Here is a 23,933-nt window from a genome sequence, read left to right as displayed (position 1 = left end):
TCCCACTTCCCTACAAGAGTCAGGTACGGCGCCGCGCCGCGACCGCGTTTCCGATCGCGATCAGCACCCCAATGCCGAAGATCAGCGTACCCATGACGTTGACCTGCGGCGGGATTCCCGTCTTCACCGCACCGACGATCCACAGCGGGAAGGTGATGGTCGAACCGTTGACGAAGCTCGTGACCACGTAGTCGTCGATGGACAGCGCGAACGACAGCATCGCCCCGGCCAGCACGCCGGGCATGATCGACGGCAGCGTGACCTGCCGGAACGTCCCCCAGGCCGAGGCGCCGAGGTCCCTGGCCGCCTCCTCCAGCGACGGGTCGAGCGTGACCACCCGCGCCCGCACCGTGACGACCACGAAGGACAGGGAGAACAGCACGTGCGAGACGATGATCGTGTTCGCGTCGCGCGGCACGTTCCCGGAGACGAACAGCGACAGCAGCGACGCGCCCATGACCAGCTCGGGCGTCGAGATCGCGGCGAAGACCAGGAAGTTCGTGACCCCCTTCCCGCGGAAGCGGTGCCGGCCGAGCGCCAGCCCCAGCATGGTGCCGATCACGACCGTGATGAGCGTGCTGACCGCGGCGATGACCAGCGAGTTGCGCAGCGCCACGGTCAGGTCGGAGATGTCGAAGAGCTCGGCGTACCACCTGAGGGTGAAGCCCTGCCAGCTGGTGTTGGACTTGCTCTTCTTGTCGTTGAACCCGAACAGGATCATCACGGCGATCGGCGACGACAGCCAGACGATGATCAGCCAGGTGTAGACGTGGAGCAGCCGGTCCCCGAGCCTGGTCCCCCGCGGGCCCCTTGGTCGCTCACCGCTCCTCATCGGGCCGCCGCCTCGAGGACGTTCTCGGTGCCGAGCGCCCTGGCGTAGATGAAGATCCCCACGAGCAGCACCGCCATCAGCGTGAACGACAGCGCGGAGGCGATCGGGTAGTTGAGGTTCGTCAGGTATTCGGTCTGGATGATGTTGCCGATCATCGTGTTGGAGGTGCCGCCGAGGATGGCTGCGTTGATCGGGTCCGCCGTGGCGGGCACGAACGTCATCAGCACCCCGGCGAACACCCCGGGCAGCGACAGCGGCAGCACGACCCGGCGGAAGGCCCCCGCACGGGTGGCGTACAGGTCCTGCGCCGCCTCCACCACCCGCGGGTCCACCCGCTCCAGCGCCACGTAGATCGGCAGGATCATGAACGGCAGGAAGTTGTAGGTCAGCCCGCCCACCACGGCGACCGTCGTGGCCAGCACGTGGAAGTCCTCGGGCAGCAGCCCCCAGCCCTTCAGCGTGCCGAACAGGATGCCGTTGTCCGACAGCAGGAAGTTCCACGAGATCGTCCGCAGCACGAACGACACGAAGAACGGCAGCAGCAGCAGGAACAGGTACATCGACTTGCGCCGGCCGCCCTTGAAGGCGATCCAGTACGCCACCGGGTACCCGATCACCAGCATGGCCGCGGTCGCCAGCCCGCCGTAGAGCAGCGAGCGGAGCAACTGGGTGCTGTATCTGCCGATCGCGTCGCCGTAGTTGGAGACGCTGAACGTCATGGCGAAGCCGTCGATCGCGTTGCCGGTCTGCAGCGACACCGACGCCATCGCCACCAGGGGCACGACCAGGAAGATCGCCAGCCACATCCAGCTCGGCAGCGCCAGCAGGTAGGGGGTGAGCCGCCGCATCGGTTACGCCTGGGTGATGGACTGGAAGATCGGGTTGAAGACCTGCTCCTGCTGGGTGGTCAGCTTGGTGTAGCTGCGCAGCTTGGCGTAGTCGGCCTCGGCCGGGAACATGAGCGGGCTGCCGACCATGTCCTCCAGAGCCTTCTTGTCCTCTCCCTTGGCCGTCTTGGCCTTCTCCCTGAGCAGGTCCTGCACGGCCGGGACCGGGGTGACGTACTGGATGAACTCGTCCAGTTCGGCGGCCACGGCGGGCTGGTAGAGGTAGTCCATGAGCATGAGCGCGTCCAGCGGGTTGGCCGCGCCCTTGGGGATGAGCATGTTGTCGGTCCAGATCGTGCCGCCCTCCTCGGGCACCACGAACTTGACGGGCTCGCCGGCGAGCTGGCGCTGGAAGACGTCGCCGGACCAGGCCATGGTCAGCCAGACGTCGCCCTTGGACACGGCATCGATATAGCTCTGGTCGTAATATTTCCGGACGATTCCGGCGTCGCGCTGCGCCTTCAGCTTCTCCCCGGCCTTGCGCCAGTCCGCCTCGGTCGACTTCTCCGGGTCGATGCCCAGCGCGAACATGCCGAAGTTGCCGATCTCCTGGGCGTCGGACATCATGCCGACCCGCCCCTTGTACTTGGGATCGAACAGCGACTCGATGCTGGTGATGTCTTCCTTGACGTACTTGGTGTTGTACGCGATGCCGGTCACGCCCGAGGTGTACGGAACGGTGTACTGGCTGCCCGGGTCGTAGGCGCGTTCCTTGTACTTCTGGCCGGCGTTGGCCTGGAAGTTCGGCAGCTTGGAGTGGTCGAGCGGCACGCAGTAGCCCAGCTCGATCATGTGCTGGAGCTGGATGCCGTTGGTCATGACCACGATGTCGTAGCCCAGCGGCTGCCCGGCGCGAAGCACGGGGTCGACCTTGCCGAAGAACTCGGCGTTCTCCTGGATGACCTCTTTGTACTCGTACGAGATGCCGGTGGCCTGCTTGAACTTCTCCAGCGGAGCCTTGTCCTCGGGCATGTACTCGGGCCAGTTGGCGAAGACGACCTTGCCGTGCTTGGTCTGCTTGGACCAGAAGTCCTGAACGGCGTCAGCCTTGGGCGGCGCGGCCTTCTGGCCCTGTACGCCACAGGCGGCCAGGGCGAGTCCGGTGGCCGAGAGCCCGGTGATCCTGAAGAAGTCACGACGAGTGCGCGGGAGGTGCAGGCGGGGGTCCATGAGGTGCTATCAACTTCCAATCACGTACGAGTGCTGCGCCTGCCAGGACAGCCATACGGAGTCGCCCCGCTCCGCCGTGGCCGTCGCGTCATGCGCGTTTTGCTGAAACACCGTGATCTCGGCCCCGTCAGCGAGACTCACGGCATAGCTGTTGTAAGTGCCGAGGTAGACCACCTCGGCGACGGTGCCGCGGACGGCGCTCAGCCCAGGCTCGGGCTCGTCCGTGCCGATCGTGATCTTCTCCGGCCGGACGGTGACCGTCACGTCGCCGTCCTGGTCCGGCACCATCACCCGCCCCCCGCTGACCTTCAGCGTGCCGCCGGTCGCGGTGCCCGTGAGCAGGTTGGAGGTGCCGATGAAACCCGCCACGAAGGCGGTCGCGGGCCGCTCGTAGATCTCGCGCGGCCCGGCGAGCTGTTCGACCAGACCGTCGTTCATCACGGCGATCCGGTCGCTCATGGTCAGCGCCTCGTTCTGGTCGTGCGTGACGTACACGAACGTGATGCCGACCTCGCGCTGGATGCGCTTGAGCTCGATCTGCATGGCCTGGCGCAGCTTGAGGTCGAGCGCGCCGAGCGGCTCGTCGAGCAGCAGCGCCCGCGGCCGGTTGACCAGGGCCCTGGCCAGCGCGACGCGCTGCTGCTGGCCGCCGGACATCTCCCGCGGCCGGCGCTTCTCCCTGCCGGTGAGGTCGACGATCTCCAGCATCTCGCCGACCCGCCGCCTGATCTCGTCCTGTGGCGTCTTGCGCTGCTTCAGCCCGAACGCCACGTTGTCCCAGACGCTCATGTGCGGGAAGAGCGCGTAGGACTGGAAGACCATGTTGACGTCGCGCTTGTTCGGCGGGACGTTCGTGACGTCTTGACCGTGCAGCTTCACCAGGCCCTTCGACGGGGCCTCGAAGCCGGCGATCATCCGCATGGTCGTGGTCTTGCCGCAGCCGGACGGGCCGAGGAGGGAGAAGAACTCCCCCTCGGCGATGTCCAGCGAGACTCCCTTGACGGCCTGGACGACCTCGCCGTGCGAAAGGTATTCCTTGGCGACGTCCTCAAGCTCGATGGCACTGGTCATCGCGTGCTATTCACCGATGTAGTGCATGACGTGCTTGACGCGGGTGTAGTCGTGCAGGCCGAACACCGACAGGTCCTTGCCGTACCCGGAGTGCTTGAAGCCGCCGTGCGGCATCTCCGACACGAACGGGATATGGGTGTTGACCCAGACCACGCCGAAGTCGAGCCGGTTGGACATGCGCATCGCGCGGCCGTGGTCGGAGGTCCAGACCGAGCCGCTCAGGCCGTATCGGACGTCGTTGGCCTTGGCCAGCGCGTCGGCCTCGTCGGTGAACGTCTGGACGGTGATCACGGGGCCGAAGACCTCGTTCTGCACCATCTCGTCGTCCTGCCTGAGCCCGTCCACCACCGTCGGCGCGAAGAAGTAACCCTTGTCGCCGACCCGCTGCCCGCCGGTGAGGACCTTCGCGTGCGCGGGGACCCGGTCGATGAAGCCCTGCACCCTGGCGAGCTGGTTCTCGTTGTTGAGCGGCCCGTACAGCGCGTCCTCGTTGTCCAGGCCGCCGGTCACGGTGCCGGCGGCGGCCTCGGTCAGCGCGGCCACGAACTCGTCGTGGACGCTCTCCTGGACCAGCACCCGGCAGGCGGCGGTGCAGTCCTGGCCGGCGTTGTAGAGGCCGGCGGTCGCGATGTCGGCGGCGGCCTTGCGCAGGTCCTTGACGTCCTCGAACACCACGACCGGCGCCTTGCCGCCGAGCTCCAGGTGCACCCGCTTGAGGTCGTCGGCGGCGCTCTTGGCGACCGACATGCCGGCGCCGACCGAGCCGGTGATCGCGACCATGGAGGCCGTCGGGTGGCCCACCACGAGGGCGCCGGTCTCACGGTCGCCGGTGACGACGTTGAAGACGCCCGCGGGCAGCACCGAACCGATGATCTCGGCGAGCTTGAGCGTGGAGACCGGGGTGGTGTCGGACGGCTTGAGCACGACCGTGTTGCCGGCCGCCAGAGCGGGGGCGATCTTCCACACCGCCATCATCATCGGGTAGTTCCACGGCGTGACCTGCCCGATCACGCCGATCGGCTCGTGCCTGATGACGCTGGTGTGCTCGGCGAGGAACTCGCCGGCCGTCGGACCCTCCAGCGTGCGTGCGGCGCCCGCGAAGAAGCGGAAGTGGTCGGCGGCGATCGGCGTCTCGTCCTCAGCCATGCGGGCGCGCGGCTTACCGGTGTTGCGGCACTCGGCCTCGTTGATCTCATCGGCCCGCGCGTCGATCGCGTCGGCGACCTTGAGCAGCAGGCTGGCCCGCTCGCCCGGGGTGGTGCTGCCCCACGAGTCGAATGCGGCGGCCGCGGCGGCGAAGGCGGCGTCGACGTCCTCGGGGCCCGACACGGGAGCCTGTATGTAGGCTTCGCCCGTGCATGGGTCGACGATGTCGGAGAATCGACCGCTCTTGGCGTCCACGAACTCACCGTTGATGAAGTTCTGTAGAGGGGTGGTCAAGGTTGACCTCCTCGTGAGGTGGCTGAGATGCCGCGACTCTTACAGAGTGGAAGCATCCGGACAAGGGATTTCGTGGTGAAGATATCAAATTGCTACGAATTCGCTTGACAGACTGCCAAGAACTGACAACATGTCGCACCAGGACGGCAACCCGGCGGGAACGCCCCCGAAATGCCGGACCGCTAGGAGGAATCCTCTCGATGACGACGCCGCCGCGGGCACGCCGCAACAACGCCAACCATGGGGCCGCCAACCATGGGTCCTTCGTGCTCGACGATCTGTCCAAACAGATCATCGAACAGCTCCAGCACGACGGGCGCATGCCGTACGCGGCCATCGGGAAGGCGGTGGGCCTGTCCGAGGCCGCGGTGCGCCAGCGGGTGCAGCGCCTGCAGGACGCCGGCGTCATGCAGATCGTCGCGGTCACCGATCCCCTCATGCTCGGCTTCCCCCGGCAGGCGATGATCGGGGTCAACTGCGAGGGCGATCTGGACTCGGTGGCCGACCAGCTGGCGGCCATCGACGAGATCGACTACGTGGTGCTCACGGCGGGCTCGTTCGACGTGCTCGTCGAGGTGGTGTGCGAGGGCGACGGGCACTTGCTGGAGATCCTCAGCAAGATCCGTAATATTCCCTCCGTACGGACCACGGAGTCGTTCGTGTATCTGAAGCTGCGCAAGCAGACGTACTCCTGGGGCACCCGCTGACCCGTCTCACGGTCGTGATCGATCGTGGGCGTGATGACCCGGCCGGCGCTCCGCGTCACAGCCACAGCCGCACGGCGAGGACCGCGATGACGATGATGACCGACGCGCCGATGAGGAGCTTCCCGAGAGCGGAAACCGGTTTCAGCCTTCCCAGGGTGGGACCGAGTCTCTGGAAGCGCCGGCGCGTGGACGTCTTCCGGTTCCGGCCACTGCCGTCGTCCTCGGGGGCGGTCATCCGGTCGAGACCGGCCTTGATCCTGTCGGCGACGGGCCTGCCGGCCAGGCCCAATCCGCGCACCGCGCCGCCCGCCAACGTGTAGAACAGGGTCGATGCCGTTCCGGGTGCGCTCTCGGCCACGATCGCGAGCAGGAACGTCTGGGGAGGGTGGTCCAGGTCCGCGAGGATCTCTTCTATGTCGGCCGAGGTGAGCTGCCGGCGATGGCTCACCCAGAGCACATCCTGGTAGCAGCTGATGCTCTCCTCAGCGGCGCAGATGGAGCTGATCGCCTCGATGAGGTAGCGATGTCGGGTCAGCGCGTACTTGACGGCCTCCATGGCCCGCGGATCGGTGGGCACGGCACGGCGCTCCGCCTCGGATAGGACGATGTCCAGGACCTTGCGGTTGCGGGACTGGACGGCGACGCGGAGCAATTCGTCCTCCGACATGCTGTCGAGGATCCTGTGCAGTTGCTCGCCGCCCTGCAGGTTCGCGATGAGCAGCTTGCCCGAGGGAGCGCTGGTGGGCAGGATCCGGCTCATTGCCGCGAGCAGCGCCGGCGGGAGGTCGGGTTCCGGCCGGACCGATCCACGCAGATCGACCAGCATCTCCTCGACGTCGGCCGCGTGCATCGGCGACTCGTACAACAGCCGTAGCAGGATTTCGAAGAAGTCCCGCACGACGGTCGAATCGGCAAGCCGCTCGGGCAGGCGGATGGGGTTCGCTCTGATGAACACGCGGTAGGTCTTACGGTCGTGGTCCGCCACACGATCGCGAGCCCTCTGCGCCAGCTGTGCGTTGAGGAGGCCGAGCCGCTGCTCCTCGGCGTTCGCGATGCTCTCACGGCACTGGTGCAGCAGGTGCTCCACCGAGGGTTTCGGCGGGCTCACGACGGCGGCGGTGTCCTGCACGGCCGGAGCCGGGATCCCAGGATAGCTACGGCCGTGCAGAAGTCTGAACGCCGCGGCACGGTGGAAGGCGTCATCGAAGTCCCGCGGTTCGGCCAAGGTGGCGAGCCACCTCATCAGCTCGCAAAGGTCATCACCCTGATAGCGCTCCAGTTCCCTTTCGTAGAACAGCGCCTGGGGCGGGAGCGACCCCGCCGGGTCGCCGGCCTCCCAGGGCAGCTCCCACGTCCCCTGGGTGGGCGGCACCTCGGCGAAGGAGAGGCGGATCCGGTGCCGGGAGGCGCTGTTGGTCCAGGTGGAGGCCGCAAGCGTGTGGCGGAACCCGTAAGGGAGCAGCGCCGCCACGGCGTCCAGGAAGTCCAGCCGCCGGTCCAGGGAGAGATGGCCGGCCCGCACGACGCAGACGGGCCGCCCGGTGAGCAGGAGCGCCGCCGCCCGCCGTGCCGTGCTGTTCACCTCGCCGGCGAGATGGCCCTCGTCGTACGCCGCGAGGGAGAGCCGGAAGGGCGCGTCGCCGGAGAAATTGCCCTTCATCAGCGCCTCGTACAGGGCCCGGTACGACACCCTGGTCGACTCGGAGGCGGCGTCCGCCCAGCGCACGCAGACGTAGTACGTCATCGCATAGGGACGTTGGAACCCGTCCTGGGCATCCGGCTCGGTCTGCAGGGACAGCCCCAGCCAGGATTCGCCGTCGGGGCCGGCGGCGAAGTAGTTGGTCGCCACCCGGGGAAGCGCCTTCGGCTCCATGGTGCCGGAGGTGAACGCCTTGAGCCACATGCCGAACTCCGCGTTGGTGATCGCACCCTCGCTGCAGCCGATCACGCTGTAGTCGTCCAGGCTCTCCGGCGTCTTGCCGAGGATCGCCCAGTGGGCGGTCAGGCTTCCCATCGTCCGCTCCTCATCGCGCCGGGCCGGAGCATGCGGCCGAGCCAGATCACGGGCTCCATGACATTCATGGGGCGAACGGCCCCCCGGATCGTCAGCCCGCCGTTCGGGTTGTCGATGACGTTCAGGGAATCGTCGGGGTCGAAGCGGCCGAGGTCCTCATCGATGAACAGGCCCACCGCCGAGGTCACGAAATATCTGATGCGGTCCTTGTGGAAGAACGCGTCGATCAGGTCGAGGATCATCTCCGCATTGTGGTCCTGGGCATCCCGGCACAACAGCCGGAAGAAATCGCGGACCCGGTCCTCGGGTACACGGGGAATGCGCAGCTCGTCGGAAGGATCCCGCTCTGCGTACCCTGCTTCCATCGCGGCTCTCAGCACCCTCGGGTCGTCGTACTTGGTGACGCATACCGCGATGTAGTGGGGCAATTTGCCGTCCTCATACACGTCGTCGACGAGCATCCGACCGGCGACCTCGTGCAGTGCGGCGTCCAGATGCTTGAAGGCGTCGCCCACCCGGCCCTCCCGGTCCGGGTCGAACATGTAAATCAGCCCGCGGCTCTTGACCAGGCTGTCGACCAGGGCCTTTTTGTCGATATTCGACTCGGACTCGGCGTACAGGTCCCCGCGTAGGTCCAGGAAGTCGAGCTTTATCTTCGGCGCCTTCACCGTGTGCGTCTTCCACGGCCACCACCATCGTCTGCGCGGCGCCTCCGCCGGGCCGATGATCAACCAGTTGTAGTGGGTGAGGGCCTCGGTCGGAGCCGGGAACGTGCGCGCGTGCAGCAGCGTCGTGCGCAACTTCGCCAGTTCCGCCCGGGACACCGGGTTCTCCCCGATGAGTCTCCAGCCCGCGTCGCGGGCCTTGTTCAGCGCGATGCTCAGCGCCGCCAGAAAGGCGGTCTTGCCGCTGCCCGAAGCCCCCCACATCGCGATGTCGGGCTCGCGATCGCGCTCAGGATCGCCGGGGGCGGAGTCAGTGTCGACCACCGATGTCCTCATTCTGGGAGACGAAGGGAAGGCAGAGCGCGGCGGCAGCCGGTGTCACCAGGCCGAGCCGGATGACGAGTTCGTCCACGTTCACCGCGTCCACCTGGCACAGCGCGGCCGAGCCGAGCCGATGCCAGGGGGACGAGGGGGTGGCGGGCGGCCTGTCGCAGATGACCGCGCTTCTCAGGTCGTGGCGCTGTTCCATGTCACTCAGCAGCGCGAGCCAGTCGTACCGCCGAGGGCACGGGGGCACGCGGTCGAGGCCGGACCTAGGGGGATGCGGAGGCCGCGCCCCGATGATGAGCAGTGCCGTCCGCCTATCGTCCGGCTGCGGGAGCAGCCGGGTGCTCACCTCCGCGAGGACGTCTTCGAGCTGGGCGGCGTTCGGGTAGGTCGGCGCAGTGGGCTGCAAGGACTCCAAGGCGGCTCGCGCTTGGGCTGTGGAGGCGGACCATGCGGCCAAGGTCGGTTGGGTGCGGTCCGCGTGCCGGGTGCCGTACACGTGGGTGCCGTATCCCACGACGGACACCTGGAGCTGCTTGAGATCGAGGCCGCGCTCGGCGAGAAGGTCGATGAGGTAGCCGGCCCAGTGGCTGCGGGCCTCGAACTCCTTCGCGGTCCCCGCCGTCTCGATGGCGCACACCAGGTGCGCGGGCCGACGTGTGGATTGCAGCCGCGCCGGCAGCGTGGCCACCACTTCCGCCCATGGACTCGTGTCCGGCTGGAGGCCGGGGATCCCGGGGAAACGGACGAGGCCGGGCCGCTCCAACACCGCCCGCAGCACATGTCGTCCGGGTGAGAGCGGCACGTGGTCGACCGAAAGCAGCTCAGAAGGCTGGAGCGGCCCGACCCAGGCGGAGACCGCGAGCAGCATACCGCCCGCATCGGTGCACGTCACGGTCACATGGGCGTCCTCCCCGGGCTTCGCACCAGGACCGAAGAGCCGCTGTCCCACCAGTTCCAGCCTGCCGTCGTCCGCGCGCTCCCGGACCACGATCAGGTCGTACGCCTGGCGCAGGGGAGCGCCGGCGACCAGCTCACGGAGCACTTCCCCGACCTTGACCCCGGACACCTCGATGACATGGGCCGATGGGCGCCACTGCCGCAGCGCGCGCAGGGCCGCCTCCTGCTCGTGCCCTTCGGCCGAGCGCAACACCACCACCGGGTCCTCCTCATCGGCGGAGATCAGATCGCGGGCGACCCGGAGCACCACGTCGAAGACTTCTTCGCCGGAGGAGGTCAAGGTGGACCATTTGGCGGCGGCCCTGCGCATGTGGTGGGGCGTGCCGACCCCGTCGACGCGGACTTCGAAGACCCGTATTCCGGCGGCGTCGATCTCCACCACGGCCAGCCGTTCCCTGAACGAGACGATCAGATCGGCGAGTTCGCCACGCCACTCGCCCTCCGCGAAATGGTTCAAAAATCTCCCCGCCCCGTTTCTGGCTTTATTCGCTGCTAATCCTTCTTTGACACTCTTGACGGAGTATGTGACATAAGGGGGGATTCACAATATTTTGTCCGTTTCTTGGTGATTGCGAGCGCCGCTAGCCCTTGAGACAGCCGTCCGTGGCGGGGCCGCCATACGCCAGCTTCCGCGAGTTGAGATCTATCGTCTTGTTATAAATCAGGATTGCCGATTGTTTATGGTAGTCAGTGGATTACTCACTGGGTAGGGCGTACCGCGCCTTGTCCCTTGGTCCCGGAGCGGCGCGTGGTAGGTAGATGGTTGATCGTCTTGTCGGGTGCCCGTTCCGACGTGCTGGACAAGTGCAAAGGGGAGCGGGCCAGGTTTCACGGCCTGGGTGGCGCCATCCTGACCACTGCCTGCATCGCCGCCATCTCCATGACGTTCGCGCTCGCCTCGGCGCTCAAGGTGTTCCCACCGCTCGCCATCCTCATCGGCGTCGTTTGGGGTGTGGCGATTCTGAGCCTGGACCGGTGGCTCGTCACGTCTCTGCCGGTACGAGGCGGACGGCGCCTCTGGCTCGCCCTGCCCCGGGTGCTGCTCGCCTTGTTGCTGGGTGCCGTCATCTCCACCCCGCTGGTCCTGCAGATCTTCAAGCCCGAGATCGATGCCGAGATCGTTGACATCCAGCAGGAGAAGGCCGACGCGTTCACCCGCGCGCAGCAGAGCGGCGGAACCGGTCAGCGCATAGCCGATCTGGAGAAGTCCGCGGCTGCCCTGGCAGCTGTGATCGCCTCCCGCGGGGAAAGCGCGCTCGATCCTGCGGCTGACTCCCGGATCCAGGAATTGAGCAAGTCGCGCGATCGGGCTGTGAAGCAACGGGACGCGTTCTACCAGGAATGGCAGTGCCAGCTGTACGTTGGACCGCCGAAATGCGCGAAGAAGGGCTCCGGGCCTCTTGCGAAGGCGGCGGAGGAGGCGTACAAGTCCGCCCGCGATCGGGTGAACGACATCGACCGGCAGATCGAGCAACGCAGAGCAAGCCTCAGCGACACTCAGGAGGCCGGTAAAGCGAGCAGGCTGGCCCAGGCGGAGCAGGACCTGCGCGGCGTACAGACGGAGCTGGGCAAACTAACCGAGCAACAGGCGCGGCTCAGGGCCGGCTTCGCCGCCGAGATCGAGGGATCCGACGGCCTGCTGCTGCGACTGGAGGCGCTCAGCAGGGTGTCGCAGGACAACGCGACCCTCACCATGGCGAGAATCCTGCTGTTCCTGTTCATCCTGCTCATCGAGTGCCTGCCGGTCCTCGTCAAGCTGATGCAGCGACCTGGCAGTTACGACACCATCGTGGCCGCGTTGGAGAAGCGTGAGGTCAACGCGGCCATCGATCAGATCCATGAGGCGGACAGGCGACCACCGAGCACCGCTTGGCGGGACGGCGCGACCCGGCCGTACATCGCGGACGAACCGCGTACCGAAGTCTTCGGCAACACCGGTACGCCGTCCTCGCCCCCGCAGGCAGAGCACCACGAGGGCCGGAGCTTCGAAGACGAGGCACTGCGCAACCTCCGGGACAACCGCGCTTCCCGGCCGGCCGGCACAGACGGCGGCCGGCGGACCGAGTACGCCGGACTGAACGATGATTGGTGAGCACGTCGCCGGCCGGTTCGTCATCGAGGCGCGGCTGGGCAGCGGCGGCATGGGACGGGTCTGGCGCGGCCGGGACCTCAAGCTCGACCGCGTGGTGGCGCTCAAGCAGGTACGCGCGGACGTCGGTCGCCTGGCCGAGCTGAAGGCGCGGGCAGAACGGGAGGCGCAGGCGCTGGCCCGGATCGACCACCCGGGCATCGTGCGAGTCCACGACGTCCTCGACGCCCCGGACGGCCCATGGATCGTGATGGACTGCGTACAGGGCGACATGCTCGGCACGCTGATCAAGAAGGGACCGCTGTCCGAGCCCGACGTGGTGTGGATCGGCGCCCAGGCGCTCGACGCGCTCGCCGCCGCGCATGCGGTAGGGGTGCTCCACCGCGACGTGAAGCCGGACAACATTTTGATCACCGCCTCCCGCAGGGTCGTCCTGGTGGACTTCGGGATCGCCACCATCGAGGGTCACGAGCGCATCACCACGCTCGGTAACGTGATCGGCACCCCCGACTTCATGGCCCCTGAGCGGCTGCGAGGCACCCCGGTAGGCGAAGCGGCCGATCTGTGGTCGCTCGGCGCCACGCTCTACACGGCCCTGGAGGGACGTCCGCCGTTCCACAGGAGCACCGAGGACGCCACCAAGTTCGCGATCCACACCCTCCCCCCCGACCCCATGACCCGGGCGGGCAGGCTCAGATCGACGATCAACCGACTGCTGGCCAAGAGCCCGGCCAACCGGATGACGACCGATGAACTGGCGCAGCGGCTGGAGGAGTCCGCCAGGCGCGGTCCTGGGACGGAATCGCAGTGGACGCACGGCACTGCCACCGGACCGCCTCCGCCGTCCTCGGCGAACGGGGCCGGAGGCATGAGCGGCGGCACCTCCGGAAGAAGCGATGCCGGAGGAGGAAACGGTGGTGCCGCCGCCGGAAACGGCGCAGAACCGGGTGGTGGCGTGGCTGCTCAACGAGTGCGCCGGACGCTCGCCGGCGCCGGCCCCGCGGAAAGGGGCTCGCTGATCCTCACGCTGCCCGCCGCCGATGCGGCGATACTCCTCGCCGAGCAGTGGCGGCTATTCACGACCGCCGCGGTGGAGGAAATGTGCCGCCAGGCGACGAAGAGCGCGAAGATCCTGCAAATGTTGCTCCCGCGCCGCGTGGGCTGGCTGCTGGACCAGGTGCGCGACCCGAACCTGGTGGCCGGGGTGGTGCTGGCGATGGACACCCACCACCGCGGCCGCGTGCTCGGTCACATGCACGACCGGCATTCCGCGGCCGCCATCGAGGCGATGGCGGCCATCGACACCCGGCAGACCGGTCTCGCCGTCGCGGCGATGCCGGAGGACCCGGCCGGCCGGACGCTGATCCGCCTTCCGCCCGCCACAATCGCGGGGTTACTCGTGCATTGCCCGCCTTCTTGCCGCGACCGCCTGCTGCCGCTGTTGCGGTCGGCGACTCGTGAGGACGTTGAGCGGAGGCTCGCCGCAGAGGGCTAGCCACCACTCCCGGTCCTGGTCGGGACAGAACTACTCACAGCTGACGAAATTGCAGGGTCGCGATCTCCCAAGCCCTCAAAGGCAGCCGCACTTCGCCATCCCTGACCTGCACGGACTCGCCCGGACGCCCGCGCAGATCGGCATGCCGGGCTTGCACGAGGTCCCCGGAAATGACGGCTTCCGTGTCGTTCGGGGTCAGGGCCACCACACGCAGTTCCCGCCAGTCGTCACGCATCCTGAGCGAGGTCATCACCACCCCGTCGCCTGTCACCGACAGCCCGGCGGCGGGTGCCGGGAGCGGCAGCGCGCGATCGCCCGACCCCGGCACCACCAGCAGGTCGTGCCGGAAGGTCTCCGCCTGCGGCACCACCTCGCCCCAGGACGACTGGTACGGCATCAGCGCCAGGCTCACCGACCGCACCCCTCGCGACTGCGCCGCCGGGGTCGGCAGCTGGGGACCGGCCGGTTCCGGGCGGAAGGCGTTGCGATTACGTGAGAGGTAGCCGACCGACCGCAGCAGCGTCAGCGCCAGCTCGTCGTCCACCACCTCGTATTCCGTCACGTGCTCCAGCAGCGCCGCCACCCCGCCGGCCGCCACCCACGACGAGGCCGGGAAGGTGGGCAGGGGCGTCTCGCCGCAGCCGCCCTCCGCGGTGAGCCCGCGCGTGACGACCGCGAACTGACCCTCGGCGTACGACTCCGCAGCCGGGGAAGGCAGCGGCACGTGCAGGCGCACCCGGTGGTCGGTGCCCCGGTTGTCGAACTCGACGTGCAGCCGCACGTACGGCTCGCCCGCCCGCAGTTCCACCCGGGTGGTGACGACGATCTCCTCGGTACGCGGCGTCCGCGACAGCGCCGGGACCTCGGGCGCGCCGTCGAGCCCCGCGCCCGCCGCGGGCCACCGGTACGCGCGCCGCACATCCACCGCCGCCACCAGCGGCCCCGAGCAGACCAGCTCGACCTCGACGGACTCCGGCTCGGACACGAGCAGGTCGTCGAGCGGAGGCGCATGGTTGTAGGTGTCGCCGACGTCGCCGCCGTCCACGATGCGGCCCGCGCCGGTCACGGTCGTGCCGTCCTGGCCGATCAGCGTCAGCGTGCCGTCCGCGGCGATCATGACCCGCAGCAGCCCGTTGTCCAGCACCTCCTCGTCCCCGCGCACCGGCAGGGGCGCCGAGTCGGAGCCGAGCCAGCAGGCCGGATGGTGCTGGGCGCCGGGGATGGAACCCGACGGCGCGGGCGGCCAGAACACCTGGTCGCGCGGCGCGGGCCGGATGCTGGTGTGACCCAGCGGCGGGACCTCGACCATGGCCGCGACCGTGCGCCTGGGCTCGGCGACAATGCGTACCCGGGCCACACCGGCCAGCCTGCCGCGCAGCTCCGCCGGGTCGAAGAGCACCGAGGTCTCGCGGGCCACCGTGAAGGTCAGCACGCCGTCCTCGACCGACCAGCCGGTGATGTGCTGCCCGTACAGCTCGGTCCCGTGAATGAAGGTCAGCGCCGTACCGGGGTCCATCTCCTCGTCGAGCAGCAGCGTGGCCGCGTACTCGAGGGGCTGGACGGGGACCGGCGCGCCCGACGGGTCCACGAGCGGGTCGGTCCCGGCCAGGTCCACGATCACGATGCCGCTGCGTGCCTGCGGCGTGGGGTTGACGACGAGCACTCCGTCGGACGTCACGGTGGCGGCCAGGCGCGCGGTCACCATGTCGCGTACCGCCTGCCCGAGGTGCTCCGCCTCCGCGATGCGGGCGGCCACCTGCTGGGCGGTCTCGTCCACGCCGCAGCCGGTCACCGAGTCGTGCCCGCTGGCGTCCACCAGCCGCCACCACGCCATGTCCAGGAATCGCCCCGGCCACTCGGCGCCCCACAGGGTGGCCAGCGGCTCGGCGTAGCGCTCGACCATCCGCTCGGCGCGGCCCATGGCCTGCTTGACGTGGGGGCGGACGGAGATGACGCCGGGCAGGATGTTGGCCCGCGCGTGGGAGCGCAGTTCGCCGTGGACGCGCGGCAGGCCCTCGACGTCACCCGAGTACGCCCCGATATATCCGGACAAAGTGTCCATGCGGGCGCCGATCGCCGCCACCATCTCCGGCAGCCCGCGCACCGGCGCGGAGTGGTCCGTGCCGTACATCGCCAGCAGCGACCCCTCGGGCCCGTGCCACTCACGCATGGTCTCGACGAACGCGGTCGCCCGCTCCTTCAGCCCGTGAGGGTCGGAGAACAGGTGCGCCCCGTTGCCGTACCCGCCGACCGGCAGGTACTGGGTACGCAGGGCGGTCCCGTCGGGCGCGACCCAGGCGAAGGCGTCGGTCGTGACGGAGGACGGCACCCCGCGGTAGACGCAGGCGTGCAGCAGGCCCGCCTTGCGCAGGATCTGCGGCATCTGCGCCGTGTGCCCGAACATGTCGGGCAGGTAGCCCACCGGCATCGCCCCGCCGAGCTTGTCCGCCCGGTCCATGCCGAGCTCCAGGTTGCGGATGATGTTCTCACCCGAGCAGAGGAACTCGTCCAGCAGGATCTGCCACGGCCCCACCGCCAGCCGCCCGGACTCGACCAGCGCGGCGATGCGGTCGCGGTTCTCCGGCCGCACCTCGAGATAGTCGTCCACGCAGGCGAGCTGCCCGTCCAGGGTGAAGTGGTAGCCGGGCTCGCGCTCCATCGTGTCCAGCACCTCGTCCAGCAGCGCCACCAGGCGCAGCCGGAAGCGCTGGAACGGCTCGTACCACTCCCTGTCCCAGTGCGTGTGCGGTACGACGACGATCTCCGTGCTCACGCGGCCTCCCCTCCCATGGGCAGATCATGTTGTACGGCGTAGCGGGCGGCGATCCGCTGGGCCGTCACGATGTCCTCCAGTGCGCCGCCCACGTCGGTGAGCGGCGGCTTGCCATCGTTCACAAAAGCATGGAAGGCGACCAGCTGTACTTCGAATGCCTCAGTCACATCGCGCCATTCGGTCCGGCTCTCGCCATTCGCGACGACGGTGAGCGTCGTGGGGGCGTTCATCAGGTAGGGCGAGGGGAAGACCAGTTCGAGCGTGCCCTTGTCGTGGTGGATGGCCACGGTCTCGCGATAGGCGGGGTAGTCCTCCAGATAGTGCCAGCGGATGGCGAATCTGCCCTGGACGGGGAGTGACCCGGAGATCTCGATGGAGCCGGGCGGGGAGCCCCAGGCTTCCACGTACGAAATTTCAGCAGGCGACCCAGTAAAGCGTCTCAAGAGCGACAAATCATGGCATATCGAGCCCAATGCCACCGCGTACACGCCTCGAACCGCCTCCGGCGCCGACTCCCCCAGCGCCCGCGACACGAGCTCGCTCTCCGCGGCCCGCAGCGAGGCCAGCAGTCCGGCGTCCACGTCGCGGGCCTGGGTCAGGTTCGCGAACGCCAGCTGCGACTCCCCGCTCGGATGCAGCACCGTCACCTCGACCGACCTGATGACGCCCGGACCGCCCAGCTCGGCCAGCAGTTCCTCGGCCCGGCGCACGGCGGGGTCGTACTGCTTCATGTAGCCGACCATCAGCCGCCCCTCGGGCAGCGCCGCCACCTCGGCCCTGGTCAGCGCGAGCGGCTTTTCGCAGAGCACGGAGTAGCCGGCGGCGAGCGACCGGCGCACGAACTCGCCGTGGGAGCCGGAGGCCAGCACGAGGACGGCGTCGAAGCCGCCGGCGGCGAGCATGTCCTCCAGCGCGGTGTACCGCCCGGCGGCCCCCAGCCGGTCGCCTACGGCGTCGGCCAGCGTGCCCGACAGGTCGCAGACGGCGGCCACCTCGAACAGGTCGCGGCGCTTGGACAGCAGCGGCACGTACACCGCCTGCGTGACGGCGCCACACCCGACAAGAGCGATCTTCACAGTCCCAGCTCCTCCAGCATGTGGCGGTTGGCCGCCTGGTCGGCGATGTTCTGGGCGACGGTGCGGCGTCCGGGCAGGGTGTCCTGCTCGATGACGATCCAGCCCGCGTACCCGATCTCGTCGAGCGTCCGCACCACGGCGGGCAGGTCCAGCTCGCCCTCGCCGAGCGGGGCGAACCCGCCGCGGCCCATGAGCTCTCTCAGGTCGGCGCCGTCGGCCAGGACCTGGGAGAGGATCTTGGTGTCGCCGTCCTTGATGTGCACGTGCCCGACGCGGTCCGCCCACGCGCGCAGCGCCGCCACCGGGTCTCCCCCCGCCAGCAGCAGGTGCCCGGTGTCCAGGCACAGCTGCACGTCGGTCAGCTCGAGCAGGCGCTCCACGTCCTCGGAGGTCTCCACGTACGTGCCGAGATGGTGATGGAAGGCGGGCTCGAAGCCGCGCTCGCGGCACCGGTCGGCCGCTTCCTGCACGCGGGCGGCGTACCCAGGCCACTCGGCGGCCGTCAGTCCCGGAACGCTCCCGCCGGGGCGGGCGAACCGCTCCGGCGAGCCCGAGCAGCCCAGCGTGGGGCGCGGCGGAGGGGAGGCCTTCGGGACGGCGGCGAACACGTCGAGGGTGGCCTCCAGCGCGGGCAGCCCCTCCCTGAACGCCGCGGCGTCGGCGTAGCGCAGGTCGGCCCAGCCGCCGGCGAGCAGCAGGCCGCCGAGCCGTTCCACCAGGTCGGCGCCGGTGCCGAGGTAGCCGATCGGCCCCAGGTCGATGCCGTCGTAGCCGGCTTCGGCGAGCGCGCGGACCATCTCGCCGGCGCTCAGCGGCGGTGTGCCGCCGGGCTCGAATACGCCGAAGCTCACCGGAGCGTTGGCGACTTTCCTCACTGGCACAGCGCCATCACCTCGTTCTCGTGAGTTTCCAGCCGGTGGCGTCCCTCGTCCGCCGGGACCAGCACCCGATCGCCCCGGATCACCTGCCGCGCGCCGCCGGGGCGTACCAGCACCAGGCCGCCGGCGTCCAGCGCCAGCAGTTCGTCGCCCAACCGGATCAGCAGCGGCGCGTCGGGCCCGGCGGAGACGGCGGTGCGGCCGGCCCGGACGCCGTCCAGCGCCATGCTCGGATCCTCGGCCAGCACCCAGGTCGTGGGCGCGCCGGGCAGGCCGTCGGAGCCGGGGCGGTGGAAGTCGCTGCCGCCGATCGCGATCACGTCGTCGCGCCAGGCATCCGCCCAGGCCAGCGGCGCGCCCCAGCGGCGGTCCCACCAGCCGGAGCTCCAGACCTCGGCGACCCGGGGGCGGCGGTCGATCGGCAGCAGCCAGGCGCAGTCGCCGCCGAGCGGGTGGTTGATGGAGATCAGACCGCCTTCGCGGGCGGCGTGCTCGGCCCAGTCGTCGGCCGGCCGGCGGAAGTCCACCCAGCCGACGTCGCCGAACACGTTCGCGTGGCCGCGATCGGTGGTGACCTCCTGGCCGGGCAGGAGCGTGATGTCGCGGTCGATCTTGGCCAGCCGGGGGTGGTGGCTGACGGTGTTGTGGTCGGTGACGGCCAGGAAGTCCAGGCCCCGCCCGTGGGCCAGCTCGGCCAGCTCGGGGATGGTCAGGATGCCGTCGCTGTGCACGGTGTGGGCGTGGAAGTCACCGGCGAACCACCGCAAGCCGTCTACGTCGGGAATGTCCCGCCGGGGCGGGCGCTCCCCGTGCGGCGGCTCCTCCGTCAAAGGCTCTGGCGGGGCGACGGGCCTGGTGGAGATGTCCAGCGTGTAGTCCAGGCCCTGCGGCGGGATCCGGTGCAGCCGCAGCCACACGTGCCAGGTCCCGGCCTCAGGCTCGCCGGGCAGATAGCCGGGGGTGGCCCAGTCGCGGGTGATCGTGTATTCGTCGCGTGCCCCGCCCGACCAGCCCCGGAACCCGTCCGGTGCGCCGCACCCGAGGTCGATGACCCCTTGCGATCTGTCATAGGAAAGCCGCACCGTCACGGCGGCCGTGCCCGCGGGCACCTCGAACGGCACCTCGCGCTGGATCCGCTCCAGCCGATCGTCGAGACTCCAGCGTCCCCTCACACCACTTCCCCGTCCCGGTAGACCAGTGCGCGATCGCGCCGGGGCAGCGCGTGGCCGTCCGCGCCGATGGCCGGCTCGCTGCCCTCGGGCACCACGGCCTGCACGATCACGTCGTGGACGTCGAGGGTCACCAGGTGTGCGGCGCCGAGGTTCTCCACGATGGCCACCTTCCCGCTCAGCGCGCCGTCCGCGGGCTCGGCCGAGTAGGACATGTATTCGGGCCGTACGCCGTACACGATCTTCTCTCCGTCGGTCAGCCGTCCCTCGGCCGCCGCCGGGACCGCCACTTTGCACCCTGCCACGTCCAGCGTGTCACCTCGCACAGTGCCGTCGAGCAGGTTCATGGGTGTCGAGCCGATGAATCCGGCCACGAACGTGTTGGCCGGCCGCTGGAACACCTCGGCCGGAGTGCCGATCTGCCGGATCCGCCCCGACTCCATCACGGCCATCCGATCGGCCATGGCCAGCGCCTCCGCCTGGTCGTGGGTGACGAACACGGTGGTGACGCCGAGCTCGCGCTGGAGCTTCTTCAGGAACGTACGCGCCTCCAGCCGCAGCCGGGCGTCCAGGTTGGACAGCGGCTCGTCGAACAGGAACGCCTGCGCCTGCGTGGCCATCACCCGCGCCAGCGCCACCCGCTGCTGCTGCCCGCCGGACAGCTGCCCGGGCCGGCGGTCCATGAGGTGGTCGAGCCCGAGCCGCGCCCCCACCTCGGCGGCCTTGTCGCGGCGCGCGGACTTGGCGACCTTCTTGATCCGCAGCGGGTAGGCGATGTTGTCCGTGACGTCCATGTGCGGGAACAGCGCGTAGTCCTGGAAGACCATCGCCACGTCCCGGCCGCCCGGCTGCACCCTGGTCACGTCGCGTTCGCCGATCACCACGGCGCCGCCGGTGGCGGTCTCCAGCCCGGCGATCGTGCGCAGCAGCGTGGTCTTGCCGCAGCCGGAGGGGCCGAGCAGGGCGAAGAACTCACCGTCGGGGATGACCAGGTCGAGCGCGTCGAGGGCGGTCACGCCGCCGGGATAGACCTTGGTCAGCCCGCGTAGTTCGATGGCGGCCATTTAACGCTTGATCCCTCCGTGGAAGCGGAAGCCGTATTTCTTGCTGACGAACAGGTACATGAGCACCACGGGGACCGAGTAGAGCAGCCCGAACGTGGACAGCATCCGCAGGTTGGCCTGGCCGCCCTCGGTGTACAGCGTGTACGTGATCACCGCCGCCGGCTGCTTCTCGACGTCGCTCAGCAACAGGTACGGCATCAGGAAATTTCCCCACACGTTGGCCAAGGCCCAGACGCCGATCGTCGCCAGCCCGGGCCGTACCAAGGGGACGACCACGTGCCGCACGATCTGCAGCGGCGAGGCCCCGAACACCCGCGCCGACTCCTCATAGGACTTCGGCGTCGAGTCCATGAAGTCCTTCAGCATGAAGATCGCCGCCGGCAGCAGCCCGCCGGTCAGGATGAGGATCAGGCCGAGCTGCGAGTCGATGAGGTTGAGCTCCACGGCCAGCTGGAACAGCGGCACCATGGCCGCCGTCCCCGTGATGATCGACGACAGCAGCAGCAACGCGTACAGCAGGGCGTCGCGCCCCGGCAGCCGCACCCGGCTCAGCGCGTACGCGGCCAGCGCCGCCAGCAGCACCACGAGCACGGCCGTGCCCACCGACAGCACCAGCGAGTTGTAGAGGGACGGCAGCGCGTACGGGTGCTCCACGACCGCCTGGAAGTTCTCCCAGGTGAAGTCGGGCATGGCGACCTCGTACGTGGGGTCGGAGGTGAACGGCGCGGTCGCCAGCCACAGCAGCGGGATCGTGAAGAACGCCAGCAGCACCGCGATCAGCGTGGCGAAGCCGATCCGGCCCAGGACGAAGCGCGTCATTTCCTACTCCGGAGCAGCCGCAGGTAGAACACCGCCACGACCAGGTTGATCAGCAGGATGATCGTGGAGACCGCGGCGCCGTAGCCGAGTTCGCCGCTCTGCAACGCGACCTTGTACACGTGCACGGCCAGGATCTCCGACTTCCCGTCGGGACCGCCCGCCGTGAGCATGAACGGGGTGAAGTCGTTGAACGTCCACAGGCTGATCAGCAGCAGGTTGGTCAGGATGTGCCCTCTGATGTGCGGGAACACCACGTCCCTGAGCTGCTGCCAGCCGGAGGCCCCGGCCAGGCGGGCGCTCTCCAGGTGCGAGGGCGGCACATTTCCGAGCGCGGCGCCGTACAACATCATCGAGAACGCGGTGCCGCGCCAGGTGTTGAAGATGATGATCGACAACATGGGGTGGTCGAGCAGCCAGGCGGTGCCCGGGATGCCGAGCAGCGCGTTGAGGGTGCCGCCGTCGCGGTCGAGCAGCGCCACCCACAGGAACGACACCACCGCGCTCGGCAGGATCCAGGCCAGGATGACCAGGCCCTCGACCAGCCGCTTGAGCGGCCCGCGCCGGTCGCGCAGCAGCCAGGCGATGGTGAACCCGAGCCCTACCTGGCCGATGACGGCCGAGCCCAGCACGAACTGCACGGTCAGCCAGGTGGAGTTCCAGAACGCGGGGTTGGAGACCGCGCCGAGGAAGTTGTCCAGCCCGACGAACTGCGGCTCCGCCGCCGCGAGCCCGGTCAGCCGGTAGTTGGTCAGCCCCAGGTAGAGCACCCAGAGCGCGGGGAAGACGAGGAAGGCCGCGATGAGCAGCAGCGCGGGGGCCACGAAGACCCCGGCGCGGAGCCGGCCCAGGCCCGCCGCGTCGGAGCTGTAGGCGCGGCGGGCGGATGCGTCGTCCTCGACGGCCTCAGGAGGCGATATTGCCTGCGCCACCGACGATTCCTTCGAGTTTCTTCTGGTAGCCGGCCGCCGCCTGATCGGGCGCGGTGCCGCCGACGACCGCGGCGGTCGTCTCCTGCAGCGCCACCGACACCTGCGGATAGAGCGCGACCGGCGGCCGGTACGCGGTCAGCGGCAACACCTTCTCCGAGATGAACGTCAGCAGCGGCTCACCGGCGAGGATCTCCTTGTTGACGTCCGTACGCGGCGTGATGCGCACGTTGCCGTCCTTGGTCTCCTCCTTCAGCGCCTCCGGCGAGAGCGTGAAGGCCAGCAGCTCGAAGGCCTCCTTCGGGTGCTTGCTGTTGGGGTTGACCGTGCGCAGGGCACCGCCGGACATGCTGACGAAGTCCTGGCCGCGGATGCCCTTGCCGGGCTCCATGGCGGGGATCATCGCGTAGCCGACGCTCTGGTCGCGGTCGGCCATCGGGGCGACGCCGTCCTTGGGGTTGATGACGCCGCGCCAGAAGTAGTCGCCTTCCATCAGGATGCCGATCTTGCCCGCGGCGAACTGCTGGAACGACTTGTCGCGGCCCTTGGCCTCCTGCTGCAGCTTGGGGTCGCCGAGGCCGCCGCCGTAGATCTTCTGGTAGAGGCCGAGCGCGTCCTTCAGCGGCTGCGAGGCGCCGGTCCACTTGGCGTCCTTCTGCACCTCGCCGCCCGCGCCCGCGAGCAGCGGCAGCACGCCCTGCATGGAGGTGGCCTCGCCCATGGCCGTGCCGGCGTTGATCTGGATCGGCACCGGCACGCCCGCGGACTTCAGCCTGGTCCCGGCGTCGAGGATCTCCTGCCAGCTCTTCGGCTGCCAGTCGGCCGGCAGCCCCGCCTTCTGGAAGAGGGTCTTGTTGAAGTAGAGCACCCGGCCGTCGGTGCCGATCGGCAGGGCGTACTTCTTGCCGTTGAACGTGGCCAGTCCCTGCACGGACTCGGGGATCTGGGACCAGCCGTCCCAGTTGCCGGCCTCGGCGCCGACCACGTCCGCCAGCGGCTTGATGTAGCCGGCCTCGGCGAACTCCCCGGCCCAGATGCCGTCGATGTCGATCACGTCCGCGCCCTTGCCTGACTTGAGGTCGAGGGAGAGCTTGGTCTTGTACTGTTCGTCGTCGACGCCACTGGGGACGAACTTGACCGTGACGTCCTTGCCCTTCGCCTTCTGGGCCGCCTCGAACTTGGGAATCACCCAGTTGGCCACGAAGTTCGCCGCCGCGGCGTTCTTGCCGCCCGCGATGGCGTTCTGGGCGATGGTCAGCTCAATGGTGTCTCCGCCGCCGCCCGACGACTGGCCGCAGGCGGCGAGTCCTAATCCCACCGCGGTCAGGACCGTGGCGACACCTATCGACCGTTTCCGCAATGCCATGCAAACCCCTCCGACATGCCCGAAAAGGACGCTAGCCATGGGCCAATATGTCATGACATTCATATGACGTAAAGCCTTGACCGTTTTGGAGGAAGATGCCTAGATGCTGGGTTTTTGCCCAACTCTGCGCGCTGCTAACAGTCGGACAACAGGCGTTGTGAGGAGCCGGAGTTTCGATTCCGACACACCAGGTGACATAGTGGAC

19 protein-coding genes are annotated in these 23,933 nt (G+C 68.8%); 3 read left to right on the top strand and 16 right to left on the bottom strand.

Translation table 11 applies throughout. The features are described from left to right. Positions 1-19: 19 nt before the first annotated feature. Genes ACTMTI_RS11580 through ACTMTI_RS11560 form a run of 5 tightly spaced genes read right to left on the bottom strand, consistent with a single transcriptional unit; the run spans position 20 to position 5,400 of the window. Positions 20-832 (bottom strand): ABC transporter permease, encoded by an 813-nt coding sequence (locus ACTMTI_RS11580; protein ID WP_441120252.1) that lies wholly within the window; start codon positions 830-832, stop codon positions 20-22. Next, positions 829-1,680: an ABC transporter permease gene (locus ACTMTI_RS11575; protein ID WP_441120251.1), complete on the bottom strand. Its 852-nt coding sequence runs from the start codon at positions 1,678-1,680 to the stop codon at positions 829-831. Before ACTMTI_RS11575 ends, ACTMTI_RS11580 begins: the two co-directional genes overlap by 4 nt. Before the next feature lie 3 nt (positions 1,681-1,683). Beyond that, complete coding sequence (locus ACTMTI_RS11570; RefSeq protein ID WP_441120250.1) at positions 1,684-2,889, bottom strand: ABC transporter substrate-binding protein; 1,206 nt, start codon at positions 2,887-2,889, stop codon at positions 1,684-1,686. Between the two features lie 9 nt (positions 2,890-2,898). Then, on the bottom strand, positions 2,899-3,960 hold the full coding sequence (locus ACTMTI_RS11565) for an ABC transporter ATP-binding protein (RefSeq protein WP_441120249.1): 1,062 nt from the start codon (positions 3,958-3,960) through the stop codon (positions 2,899-2,901). Between the two features lie 6 nt (positions 3,961-3,966). Next, positions 3,967-5,400: a gamma-aminobutyraldehyde dehydrogenase gene (locus ACTMTI_RS11560; RefSeq protein ID WP_441120248.1), complete on the bottom strand. Its 1,434-nt coding sequence runs from the start codon at positions 5,398-5,400 to the stop codon at positions 3,967-3,969. A gap of 200 nt (positions 5,401-5,600) precedes the next feature. Between ACTMTI_RS11560 and ACTMTI_RS11555 the strand changes: the two genes are divergently transcribed. Continuing rightward, positions 5,601-6,107: an Lrp/AsnC family transcriptional regulator gene (locus ACTMTI_RS11555; RefSeq protein ID WP_441120247.1), complete on the top strand. Its 507-nt coding sequence runs from the start codon at positions 5,601-5,603 to the stop codon at positions 6,105-6,107. 55 nt (positions 6,108-6,162) lie between these two features. Here ACTMTI_RS11555 and ACTMTI_RS11550 read toward each other — a convergent pair whose 3' ends face one another. The 3 genes from ACTMTI_RS11550 to ACTMTI_RS11540 are packed head-to-tail and all read right to left on the bottom strand — an operon-like array spanning position 6,163 to position 10,530. Continuing rightward, positions 6,163-8,121 carry a hypothetical protein gene (locus ACTMTI_RS11550; RefSeq protein ID WP_441120246.1) on the bottom strand — a complete coding sequence of 653 codons (1,959 nt, stop codon included), beginning with the start codon at positions 8,119-8,121 and terminating at the stop codon, positions 6,163-6,165. Beyond that, a complete protein-coding gene (locus tag ACTMTI_RS11545) occupies positions 8,109-9,110 on the bottom strand; it encodes a hypothetical protein (RefSeq protein ID WP_441120245.1) in 1,002 nt (333 codons plus the stop codon). The genes ACTMTI_RS11550 and ACTMTI_RS11545 overlap by 13 nt, the downstream gene beginning before the upstream one ends. Beyond that, positions 9,097-10,530, bottom strand: a complete 1,434-nt coding sequence (locus ACTMTI_RS11540) for a hypothetical protein (protein WP_441120244.1) — start codon at positions 10,528-10,530, stop codon at positions 9,097-9,099. The genes ACTMTI_RS11545 and ACTMTI_RS11540 overlap by 14 nt, the downstream gene beginning before the upstream one ends. A gap of 315 nt (positions 10,531-10,845) precedes the next feature. Here ACTMTI_RS11540 and ACTMTI_RS11535 point away from each other — a divergent pair, with 315 nt between their 5' ends. Both ACTMTI_RS11535 and ACTMTI_RS11530 read left to right on the top strand, forming a co-directional pair. Further along, positions 10,846-12,165, top strand: coding sequence for a DUF4407 domain-containing protein (locus ACTMTI_RS11535; RefSeq protein WP_441120243.1), 1,320 nt, complete (start codon positions 10,846-10,848; stop codon positions 12,163-12,165). After that, on the top strand, positions 12,155-13,657 hold the full coding sequence (locus tag ACTMTI_RS11530) for a serine/threonine-protein kinase (RefSeq protein ID WP_441120242.1): 1,503 nt from the start codon (positions 12,155-12,157) through the stop codon (positions 13,655-13,657). The genes ACTMTI_RS11535 and ACTMTI_RS11530 overlap by 11 nt, the downstream gene beginning before the upstream one ends. Before the next feature lie 34 nt (positions 13,658-13,691). Here ACTMTI_RS11530 and ACTMTI_RS11525 read toward each other — a convergent pair whose 3' ends face one another. Genes ACTMTI_RS11525 through ACTMTI_RS11490 form a run of 8 tightly spaced genes read right to left on the bottom strand, consistent with a single transcriptional unit; the run spans position 13,692 to position 23,728 of the window. After that, entirely contained in the window at positions 13,692-16,430 is a 2,739-nt protein-coding gene (locus ACTMTI_RS11525; protein ID WP_441120241.1) for a glycoside hydrolase family 38 C-terminal domain-containing protein, read from the bottom strand. Then, the gene (locus tag ACTMTI_RS11520; protein ID WP_441120240.1) at positions 16,427-17,506 is read right to left on the bottom strand and encodes a Gfo/Idh/MocA family protein; all 1,080 of its coding nucleotides are present in this window, start codon (positions 17,504-17,506) and stop codon (positions 16,427-16,429) included. Before ACTMTI_RS11520 ends, ACTMTI_RS11525 begins: the two co-directional genes overlap by 4 nt. After that, on the bottom strand, positions 17,503-18,387 hold the full coding sequence (locus ACTMTI_RS11515) for a TIM barrel protein (RefSeq protein WP_441120239.1): 885 nt from the start codon (positions 18,385-18,387) through the stop codon (positions 17,503-17,505). Before ACTMTI_RS11515 ends, ACTMTI_RS11520 begins: the two co-directional genes overlap by 4 nt. Continuing rightward, positions 18,378-19,556, bottom strand: a complete 1,179-nt coding sequence (locus tag ACTMTI_RS11510; protein WP_441120238.1) for a CehA/McbA family metallohydrolase — start codon at positions 19,554-19,556, stop codon at positions 18,378-18,380. The genes ACTMTI_RS11515 and ACTMTI_RS11510 overlap by 10 nt, the downstream gene beginning before the upstream one ends. Continuing rightward, the gene (locus tag ACTMTI_RS11505) at positions 19,553-20,617 is read right to left on the bottom strand and encodes an ABC transporter ATP-binding protein (RefSeq protein ID WP_441120237.1); all 1,065 of its coding nucleotides are present in this window, start codon (positions 20,615-20,617) and stop codon (positions 19,553-19,555) included. Before ACTMTI_RS11505 ends, ACTMTI_RS11510 begins: the two co-directional genes overlap by 4 nt. Beyond that, a complete protein-coding gene (locus ACTMTI_RS11500) occupies positions 20,618-21,436 on the bottom strand; it encodes a carbohydrate ABC transporter permease (RefSeq protein WP_441120236.1) in 819 nt (272 codons plus the stop codon). It lies immediately after the preceding gene. Beyond that, the gene (locus ACTMTI_RS11495) at positions 21,433-22,365 is read right to left on the bottom strand and encodes a carbohydrate ABC transporter permease (protein WP_441120235.1); all 933 of its coding nucleotides are present in this window, start codon (positions 22,363-22,365) and stop codon (positions 21,433-21,435) included. Before ACTMTI_RS11495 ends, ACTMTI_RS11500 begins: the two co-directional genes overlap by 4 nt. Next, complete coding sequence (locus ACTMTI_RS11490; protein WP_441120234.1) at positions 22,340-23,728, bottom strand: extracellular solute-binding protein; 1,389 nt, start codon at positions 23,726-23,728, stop codon at positions 22,340-22,342. The genes ACTMTI_RS11495 and ACTMTI_RS11490 overlap by 26 nt, the downstream gene beginning before the upstream one ends. Positions 23,729-23,933 lie beyond the last annotated feature (205 nt).

Origin of the sequence: Nonomuraea sp. H19, from assembly GCF_052068215.1 — a bacterium.
Taxonomy (GTDB): Bacteria; Actinomycetota; Actinomycetes; order Streptosporangiales; family Streptosporangiaceae; genus Nonomuraea.
The sequence above is the reverse complement of the archived record's forward strand: the minus strand, read 5'-3'. Positions and strand labels throughout refer to the sequence as shown.